The organism is Micromonospora sp. NPDC047465 (assembly GCF_040643125.1).
GTDB lineage: Bacteria > Actinomycetota > Actinomycetes > Mycobacteriales > Micromonosporaceae > Micromonospora.
The window spans coordinates 1-1,596 of record NZ_JBEYTP010000126.1; the positions used below are offsets into that span (position 1 = coordinate 1).

Annotated in this window: 1 protein-coding gene and 1 pseudogene; one reads left to right on the plus strand and one right to left on the minus strand. The window is 68.2% G+C overall.

Annotated elements, in window-relative coordinates; genetic code table 11:
• A pseudogene (locus tag ABZ793_RS34650) lies at positions 1-116 on the minus strand (IS5/IS1182 family transposase); the annotation flags it as partial.
• Between the two features lie 305 nt (positions 117-421).
• Between ABZ793_RS34650 and ABZ793_RS34655 the strand changes: the two are divergent.
• On the plus strand, positions 422-1,489 hold the full coding sequence (locus tag ABZ793_RS34655) for an IS110 family transposase (RefSeq protein WP_357465217.1): 1,068 nt from the start codon (positions 422-424) through the stop codon (positions 1,487-1,489).
• Positions 1,490-1,596 lie beyond the last annotated feature (107 nt).

The following is a 1,596-nucleotide window of genomic DNA, read 5'->3' on the forward strand; positions in this document are numbered from 1 at the left end:
CTGGCGTCGAGGCGCCGCCACCGGCCTCGACGCCGGGCGCGCTCAGCTCGGATGAGGTCGGCCAGGTGGTTCAGGGTCCGACTGGACAGCGCGATCGTAGACGGGTAAGACAGCACAGCGAGGCTCCCGGTTGGGGCATCGGACGCTTCTATGGGTGTGCTGGTTCCGGGAGGGATCGGTACCGGTAGGGTCCGGCACCGGTGATCCACGAGTGACTCAACCAAGATCTGGCCACGATGGTGTGCCGTTCATCGGACTTGTCCTCGTGGGTTGCCGGCGCCGACCCGGTCCGCCTCGCTGGCCTGATCAGAAGCCTGTCCGTGACGCCGTGTGGTGTCGCGTGACTCATCACAGATGTGCCGCCGGGTGAGCTCCTCCCGGGCCGACGCCGTCCCCACGTCGCCCCCACGAAGGAGAACTTGTGCCGTCCGTCCTGGAAGAGCGCCTGGCAGAACGCGTCGACGCGGTCATCGGCGTCGACACCCACACTGATACTCACACCGCCGTCGTGGTCTCCCCGGTCGGGTCGGTCCTGGCTGAACTGACCGTTGCGGCCACCACCGAGGGTGTCGCGGCCCTGCTGGCCTGGGCCCGCCAGCACACCGCCAGGCTCGGCTCAGGCCGTCGGGCCTGGGCCCTCGACAGTGCCCGCTCACACGGGGTCGGACTGCTACGCGCCCTGCGCACCGCTGACGAGACCGTCCTCGAGGCACCCAAACCCACAGCGACGGCCCGGCGCCGGGGCGGCAAGTCCGACTCGCTGGACGCGATCCACGCAGCCCGCGCAGTACTGGCGGCCGACCAGACTGCCACACCTCGTGCTGACGGCGATCGGGAAGCACTGCGGATCCTGCACATCTGCCGCCGCCACTACACCGACACCCGCACCGCCACGGTCAACCTGTTCAAGTCACTGATCCTCACCGCCGACGACGACCTGCGTGACCAGTTCCGCGGCCGGACCACCAACCAGCAGGTCCGTCACGCCATCCACCTCAACAGCGACGGCGATGGCAACTCCTTGGAACAGATGTGCCGCACCCACCTGGCCGCCTTGGCCGCCCAGATCCTCGAACTCGACCGCATGCTGGCCGCCAACCTCGCCAAGATCCGAACCCTGGTCACCGCCATGCGCCCAGCTTTGCTCGACCAACCCGGCATCGGCCCCGTCACCGCCGCCGTCGCCCTCATCGCCTGGTCCCATCCCGGCCGAGTCCGCAGCGAGGCCGCTTTCGCCTGCCTCGCCGGCGTCAACCCGGTCCCCGCCAGCTCCGGCCGCACCGTCCGCCACCGACTCAACCGCGGCGGTGACCGCACGCTTAACGCCGCCATCCACACCATCGCCAAATCCCGCCAGCGATGCCACCAGCCCACCAAGGACTACATCGCCCGCCGCACCGCCGAAGGCCGCACACCACGCGAGATCACACGCAGCCTAAAACGCTACATAGCTCGCCAAATCTGGCGAATCATCGAAGCCAGCTCTTGACAGCAGCCCTCACAGATCTTGGTCGACTGCTGTCTTACCGGGAGCCTCGTCCTATGTCGACACGCGCCATGCCGCACCCGCCGCGACCAGGCCCATCACGATGAAAA